This window comes from Coleofasciculus sp. F4-SAH-05, from assembly GCF_040222985.1.
Taxonomy (GTDB): Bacteria; Cyanobacteriota; Cyanobacteriia; order Cyanobacteriales; family Coleofasciculaceae; genus Coleofasciculus; species Coleofasciculus chthonoplastes.
Window position 1 is genome coordinate 45,734 of sequence record NZ_JAVKBY010000193.1, and the last position, 8,196, is coordinate 53,929.

General features: G+C 45.2%; 6 protein-coding genes and 1 pseudogene. All 7 read right to left on the reverse strand.

The features are described from left to right. Window positions 1-122: 122 nt before the first annotated feature. Window positions 123-966, reverse strand: a pseudogene (locus tag RIG27_RS23050) (AvaI/BsoBI family type II restriction endonuclease). After that, window positions 939-2,339, reverse strand: a complete 1,401-nt coding sequence (locus RIG27_RS23055; RefSeq protein ID WP_446349060.1) for a DNA methyltransferase — start codon at window positions 2,337-2,339, stop codon at window positions 939-941. The pseudogene RIG27_RS23050 and the gene RIG27_RS23055 overlap by 28 nt, the downstream one beginning before the upstream one ends. Window positions 2,340-2,437: 98 nt before the next feature. After that, a complete protein-coding gene (locus RIG27_RS23060) occupies window positions 2,438-4,021 on the reverse strand; it encodes a B12-binding domain-containing radical SAM protein (protein ID WP_446349062.1) in 1,584 nt (527 codons plus the stop codon). Window positions 4,022-4,027: 6 nt separating this feature from the next. Then, window positions 4,028-4,171 (reverse strand): hypothetical protein, encoded by a 144-nt coding sequence (locus RIG27_RS23065; RefSeq protein ID WP_446349064.1) that lies wholly within the window; start codon window positions 4,169-4,171, stop codon window positions 4,028-4,030. After that, window positions 4,168-5,736, reverse strand: a complete 1,569-nt coding sequence (locus RIG27_RS23070) for a DUF4335 domain-containing protein (RefSeq protein WP_446349066.1) — start codon at window positions 5,734-5,736, stop codon at window positions 4,168-4,170. Before RIG27_RS23070 ends, RIG27_RS23065 begins: the two co-directional genes overlap by 4 nt. 125 nt (window positions 5,737-5,861) lie before the next feature. Continuing rightward, entirely contained in the window at window positions 5,862-6,452 is a 591-nt protein-coding gene (locus RIG27_RS23075; protein ID WP_446349068.1) for a DUF3038 domain-containing protein, read from the reverse strand. 311 nt (window positions 6,453-6,763) lie between these two features. Next, window positions 6,764-7,042, reverse strand: a complete 279-nt coding sequence (locus RIG27_RS23080) for an Ig-like domain-containing protein (protein WP_446349070.1) — start codon at window positions 7,040-7,042, stop codon at window positions 6,764-6,766. Window positions 7,043-8,196 lie beyond the last annotated feature (1,154 nt).

Below are 8,196 nucleotides of genomic sequence, written 5' to 3' on the forward strand. Positions count from 1 at the left end.
GCGACAGCGAACCCCAACAAATTCTTCGACGAGTTGGATTTTGTTCCTCAGATTTCGATTGACGTGCATTTTACGGTTTCTCCACTTATAGATAGAGTCGTTTTCAGCTTGATGAGATATACTTAACGACTGCATAGCCAACGTGATATAGAAGCCAGTTGTTCTTCATCCGTTAAGTTAGCTGCATTTGTCAGCGTTTCTTCCTGTAGCTGATGCCAGATTTCATTTGCCATTTTCTTTTCTATTGCAGCTCCAATAAAGAAGGTATAGGGTTTTAGTTCATGGATCATAAATGCTTGATTGATGCGCTGTAGTGCTGAACGAGCTGTCTTCCAATGTTCATCAGCACCAGCCGGATCAATGCCTCCTTTGAGTTCTCCAAGAGCTAGGTAAACAGTAGGAATTTTGTAAGTCGCTTTAGCCAGTTTTTTTGTTGCCAACTCTTGGGGACTACAGTTTAACAGGCATAAGTCTACATTGTTTTTAATAAAAAGTAGATATCAACATGCGCGTTAACTTACGTTGTGCCAAAATTCCGCCCACATTCCGCATTGAACCGCCCAAAGTATCTCCTCGTATGAGCAGAAATCGAAAAACTAACTCCTCAATAAAATTTGCACCTGCTGGCTCAATGAAATTTTCGATTAATCCCCGAATTGCCGCAACTTTATCGTGAGTATCTAGATATTTTGCTGCTTTATCGGAAACACCTGCTGCTGTTAATAAGGCTGGTTGTATGTCCTCAATATCAACCAATTCCATAGGGATTTGGATTCTAGATGCAGCCACTTTCAAAACTCTTGCTTGCTCAACAAACGGTGTAGCACGTCTATTCTTCTCTAAAGCTAAAGCGACAAAACCAGCTCTTATTGCTGCATAAGGAGTCACTAAGTCATCACTGGAATTCAAATGCTGACAATAGGGATTATCCATTGTCATCAGCGTTTTCTCCACACATAAATGCATTTCCGCAACGGTTCTCGCCCATGAGCGCCCATTTGTTGACTGCTATTGCCTTTGCCATTAGGCAACACTAGGATAGTTTCAACAAAAAATCCCAGTTTTTCGGCTAAGTCTGAAAGAATCAGATCCACGGAAATACTTGCTCCAGCATAGCGAACATTATCATTCACCATGATCAAGGGAGCATTAGATTTCAAAACTCGCGCACATTCAGAGATTGTACAAGCCATTTCATAAAAGTATCCACGAACCATACGCGGAATTCCTTTATTATTTAAACTTCCCCGTGAGTTCTGATCCTCTAAATAGTGAAGAATAGCTTGTAATAATTCCTGGTGATCAGCCGCCGCGATCGCGGATTGCCAGTGAGGATTCATTTGAAGTAAATCTTTGGGGCGATTTTCCACGGTACAACTCAGCATTTGTTGTCTCAAGTTTAATAGTTCCTGCTCATTTATACCTAACAATGCTAATTCTAAAGCATAAGTTCTTGTGTAATCGTAGCGATTACAATAGGGAGGCGAAGTTAAAATAGCATTATATGAACTATCTGGTAACCTTGGCATTAAATCTAGAGATGAACCCTTGTCAAGCTTAATCTCACCTAGTTCCTTCTCTACCGAAAAAAGTTCAAGCTGTTCATGTTGAGGCTGCAAATCAGCAACAATCTCATTGAGTTTACTGCAAATTGCTTCAGCAAAACTGGGAATTTTACCTTTATTAAAAGCCTTCTTTCCGGGTTTCCGGCTTGAGCGATAATCCCAGCGCAAATATTGACCGTCTTTGCGGGTGTAACTCACCGATTCTAAAATACAAAGTAAGGCAAAGCGCAAAATAGCCTGAACTCGTTTATTCTCACATTGCCATGCGCTCATGTATTGTTCAATTGCGTTTCGAGTTGCTTCGGGATACGCTCCTTTAGTAATTCTTAATTCGAGAAGAGAGCAGATACTCTCAACCTTTTCCCAGGGTCGTGTTGTTGACCAATGGGTTAAAGTAGCGATATCATCAGTAGTAAGGTTGGAGGCTATTAGTTTCCGAATTGTAATGATTTCCTGACCAATCGGCAGTAATTCAATACCTTGGGCATTGATACCCATTTCACTCGCGACAAATAGGGCTGTACCACTCCCAGCGAATGGATCTAACATTGTGCCGTTAGTAATCTCATAACGCTGCAATAGGTATTCCATTAAAGCAGCAGAAAAAGCCTCTTTATACTTATACCAACGATATATAGCGCGAGTTTTATTGGCTTGATAACTAGCCAATGAGCGGTTTAGCTGCTCATGGACAATTAACTTGCTGTTAAAATGTTTTGCTAATTGAGAGTCTAGGTGTTCAATTTCACCTAAGCTGGGTTGAACGAATACCATTTGCACTATGCACGGTTAAATCGGGCGCAAGCCTTGCGCCCCTACAATTTCTGGACGTAATAATCCATCAAATTCGCTGTGTCACGCCAGTAGCCTATTTAGCTGACTAATTCGGTTTCTCTTACTTCAGCAGAAACCTTGGCTTTTTCGGCTAAATACTCCGCTAATTGTGCTTCAATATTATCCCGGACAATTTGACGGTACTCCAAAAAATGCTCTAGATGAGCGCAATTGACGATATAACGCTCAAAGATGCGGGGATTTTTCCGTAAAATCGAGAATAATTGACGCCAAAACTGGAACCGAGTGTAACGCTTGACTCCCTGTCGCCACATAATAATTAATAGCGCCCGCAGAGTCATCCAGTCTGGTATCTTAAATTTACGTTTGTGCGGCGTGGGTTGCATCTGGAGGAAATGGCGATGCACTCGCCCCAAATAGCGGTGAGGTTCGTACAATTCCCAGAAACAACTGACATATTCGCGAGCGAGTTCTTCTACAGGACGAGTGGGGATAAAATTAATTAGGGTTCCTTGGTGAATATTGGCTTCCTTATCTTCTTCTAACAGACGCTCCTCTCGCTTGAGTCGATGCCATAACGCTGTATTGGGCAGAGCCTGAAGCATACTCACCATGGCTTGAGGAATGGCTGTGGCTTCTACAAACTGGATAATCCGATCGCCTGCTCTGGATTTTTCTCCATCAAAGCCAATAATAAACCCTGCCATCACCCGCAGTCCAGATTTATTTATCGTTTGTACGGCTTCCATCAGGGAGTTGCGAGTATTTTGGAATTTTTGGGTGAGGGATAGACTCTCCGTATCTGGTGTTTCAATTCCCAAAAACACACCCGTAAAGTTAGCCGCTATCATTAAATCTAGCAATTCCTGATCCTGTGCCAAATCGACTGAAGCTTCTGTGCTTAAGCGGAACGGATAGCCGTGTTCCGCCATCCACGGTCCGAGTTCTCGCAGTAATAGCTTAACGTTCCGCTTATTGCCAATAAAGTTATCATCCACTAAGAAAATCGAACGCCGCCATCCCAAGTCATAGAGTCGTTGTAATTCGGCGAGTAGTTGTGCTGGGCTTTTCGTGCGGGGCTTACGTCCATAGAGGACAATAATGTCACAAAACTCACACTGAAATGGACAGCCTCTAGAAAACTGTACCGACATATCACTGTAGTCACTTAAATTCAGTAAGTCATAGCGAGGAATCGGGGTATTGGTGACATCCGGCTTTTTTCCATCAGAACGGAGTACACCAGAGGTTTCTCCGCGTTCTAGCGCTTCAACAAACTTGGGTAAGGTAATTTCCCCCTCATCCAAAATTAGAAAATCGACCCCAGCTTGTAATGCTGTCTCGGGTACAGAGGTAAAATAGGGACCTCCGGCTGCAACTGTCTTACCGCGCTGCTTGGCTTCCCGAATGATGTGCAGCAAATCAGGTTTCTGCACAATCATCCCGGAGACAATGACTAAATCTGCCCAATCCCAATCGGCTTGAGTTTCTAATCTCGCATTCCGGTCTACCAGACGGAATTCCCACGTCTGAGGCAATATTGCAGCCACTGTAATCATACCCAAGGGCGGCAGAGTTACCTTGCGTCCAACCAGTTCGATGGCTTTGTCAAAAGACCAGAACGATTTGGGAAACTGGGGATAGAGGAGTAAAACGCGCATGGCAGTTTAGGTAGTGGACAATGGGAATGAGGGAATTCTCCTGTGTTTAGGGTCTTCCAATTCCCAATTCCCCATAGTATACGCCTTCGCTTGCGATCGCGATTCTTCCGGTGGGGGTAAAGTTGGTTTTCCCCCAATCCATTCTTTCATTGCATCTCCTCCAAAAATGTCTCAACTTGACCATCCGGATTCAGGACAACCCGAATTGTGGGATTCTTGTCTCCTTGAATGGGTGAAACAAAGGGTTTACCTACTAACGGAATACCAGTTTTTTCAATGTGAACTTGTGAGGCTTGTCCCAGAGGAATAATCCGTTCAATGGAACCATCTGGCGCAATAAATAGCCGATACTCTAGCACTTTTGTCAAGTCCTCTGGCGGTTGCCATCGCTGTTGCAGGTAGGTTCTTGCTTGGGCAACTTGGGGAATCGTATCAAAGAGTCTACCTGTGGCTGCATCATTATTACCCAAGGTGTTTGGCTCTGTATCTGTTGAGGGAGAAGGAAGACGGGTGATAACGGGCAGACGATTTGTCGATTCTGGGCGTTCAGGTGTAGCCGGAGTGACATCGAGAGGAGGAAATATGGGTAGAGGTGGGGGTGTTGTTTGCGCTTGAGGACGAGATGAACCTTGGGTAGTGCTAGGAGGCTGCGCTGGAGGGCGACTAGGCTGGGTTGGGGATGGAGTTGGCACAGATGCGGCTGTACTCGGCGCGGGTTGAGCCGGAGGGCGCTGGGGTGGAGGCGTGATGGCAATCTCTCGACGTTGGGGTGCTGGTGCGGGTGACAAACTCCGAGTCGATGGTGCTGGGGGTTTAACGGGTTTGGGGGGAGGTATTGTGGGCGCGTTGGCTAACGAGGGTGGTACTGTTGGCGTTGGAATGGGTGAGGGTGGCGAAGGTAAGGGGGATGGTGTTGGTGTGGGCAGTTCTTGAGCCAGGTTTGAGGGGACTTCTTCGGCTGAATCTGAGGCTGAACTGAGGCTGGCGGTTTCCTGAGTTAATTGGGATTGATTGAACCATCTCACCCCTGCTGTTGTGACTCCTACGGCTAACACGACGATAGCGGCGGCTTTTGTCCACAGGGGTAAGACTTTGGCTTTACCCGCACGATTGAGGTTGGGTAAGGCTAAAATTTCTGCGGCATAATCATCTAAGGCTGTGGCTAAATCGAACAGTTGAAGAACACTTAAGTAAACAACTGATCCAGAGTCTTCGTTTGCGAGTTGACCGAGAACTAATTCATGGGTGACTAACCCTTTGGGTTGTAGTGTAATACCTAATGGCAATGTCCAGGGTTTTAAAGGTTGTAATTTTGTGGATGGTAGTTCAGACTCTTGATTTTCGGAAGGTTGAGCCGAGGTAACTAATGAGATAGGAGAGGCGGTTTCTGGGGTATTAGATTCGGATTCCTCTAGATTATCAGGTTGTACAGAAGAGGTTAGCTTAGTCCAGGGTAATGGTTGGGGAGAGGTGTTGAGGAAGTTTTGTATGTAGTGACTAACCGCTTCATATAAGACATCAAGTTCCGTGCGATCGCCTTTTATCGTCACCAGCTTTTCCTCAGGCTGTCGCGGATCGTCAAAATGTAATTCAAACCGTAAGTCTTTGACAACAGACTTCCCCACCCAACGCGACAGGGGTGACGTTTTTGCCACAATTGCTAGAGTACAGGTGGGTGGCGTATAGCGGCGTAGAACTGAGCTAGGCATTATCATTTGTTATTCGTCATTTGTCATTCGTCATTTGTCATAAAATGTTCGCACTTAGTCGGGGCGGGTTTAGTTACATCTAGGTGCAAAGGAAAAGATAGTAGTGAAACCCGCCCCTACACGGTCAAAATTCAGGCAGACGCTGAACCCAACAAGGCTAACCAGAGACGCCGATGACCGTGGGTATCACTGTAAAAGAGTAAATCAATTAGTAATTTAAATGCCAGTTGGTTAAGTAAATCCATGGATACCTCGTCTCCTTGCTCCATCCGTTCCTGATAGGTGTTAATAAATGTATCGAGATAATCGCCTAACAACGCAGTCCGATGGGGTTCACTATTTTGTTCGGTCATTTGTTCCAATAGGGCTACAGCCCGACGAATGAGTTCCTGATGCTGCTTGGCAAGATGACAAATAATCAAAACTAGCGATCGCGCTTCTTCCACATCCAACTTTTTACGCCCCCCTGAACTTTTCCGCTGAGGGTTAGACTGACGCAGACGCCATAACCCGACGCGATCGGACACCACTGACTCTAAATTCAAGTCAGCCGCCGCTTGTAGCATTGCTTCAGAACCAATCCCCGCCAAGGCTTCCAGCGCCATCAAGATTAAGTCCAACTGGGTTTTAATGTTATCCAGTTGTAGTGAGTCTGGCACTTGCGCGAGGGGCAGATCCTGCCAAGCGTGAGACGATGTTGGCGTCTTTAGGGTAGAGCGCATAACGTTAGAGTAAGAAATTTAATCAGGCGGGTGGATTCAGTTACCGATAGAGAAATACGACCTTTAGAGTTTACATCAAGTTTCCTTGGGGCAGAATTGAGGGATGGGGGAAATCTGGTATTCCCTTTTACTGTCTTGACTTGTGTCTTATAGCGCTGAACCAATTGCCATCGCGCCACAGGCGAATTTTATTGTGCCAACCGCCACGGAGTTACAGCACTTTCCGATCTTATGAGATACGTTTAATCCCCCTAAATCCCCCATGCAAAAAAACCCAAGGGATAAAGGGGGTTACAAAGGCGGATTTGGGATTAAATCACGACAAAATCGGCTACACTGACTTGAGTGGCATCATTCACCCCAGTAACTGTTACGGTGACAGTGGCGGTGCGAGTTCCTTGGTTGCCATCAGTAATTGTGTAGGTGAAGGTATCTGTGCTGGTTTCGCCTGCGCCTAAGTATTGAAAAGCTGTATTCGGATTGTAGGTGATTGTGCCATTGGCGTTGATGGTGACATTTCCTTGGGTATTGTTGGTATCAACGCCAGTAATGGTTAATGTATCGTTTTCGATATCGCTGATGGAATCCATTGTCAAGATTGGCGGAATTATCGCGGTTGTCGGGGGTAAGGGCTGTAGGGGCGAGTCGCTGCATTAATGTTCGGTGTGAGAATTAACCTATATCGACTCGCCCTTGTCTCAATTCGGTGTCACATTACCAATACCGGGCGGGGGGCGACCCGATACCATTAAGGGTTGGGTGGTGTTAATTGGGTATGGCGGGTCGCCCCTACCATTGTTTTTATGGATGCGATGATAGATAATTTCCGATACTGTATTGAATCCATTGTTGGGATGATCGAGATTATTCGGATGATAGGGATTATTGGGATTATCGCCCTTTTCTTGTATCTAAGCGGAGTCGGATAATTACCAATACCAGGTGGAGGGCGACACGAATAAATTAAAGGTTGGGTGGTGTTGATTGGGTACGGCTCTTCGCCCCTAGCATTGTGTTTATCGCGATTTTCTATATGTTTTGTAATATTATCTATACCTGGCGGAGGGCGACCCGATTAAATTAAAGGTTGGGTGGTGTTTATTGGGTACGGCTCTTCGCCCCTACCATTGTTTTTATGGATGCGATGATAGATAATTTCCGATACTGTATTGAATCCATTGTTGGGATGATCGAGATTATTCGGATGATCGGGATTATTGGGATTATCGCCCTTTTCTAAATGTTGTGTCAGATTATCGATACCGGGCGGAGGGCGACCCGATTAAATTAAAGGTTGGGTGGTGTTGATTGGGTACGGCTCTTCGCCCCTACGATTGTTTTTATGGATGCGATGTAAGATAATTACAGATACTATAACTACAAAGTCCTGGTGTTCAACGAGATTAATATGAATATCGTGCTAATTCAAAAAATCCACATCATCCTAATAATCTCAATAACCCCAACAAATTAATAAATACAGTATCTGAAATTATCTAACATCGCATCCATAAAAACAATGGTAGGGGCGAAGAGCCGTACCCAATCAACACCACCCAACCTTTAATTTAATCGGGTCGCCCTCCACCTGGTATTGGCAATTATCCGACACCGCGTACATACAAGAAAAGGGCGATAATCCCAATACCAGGTGGAGGCCGACCCGATAACATTAAAGGTAGTGTGGTGTTGATTGGGAACGGCTCTTCGCCCCTACGATTGTTTTTATGGATGCGATGTCGGA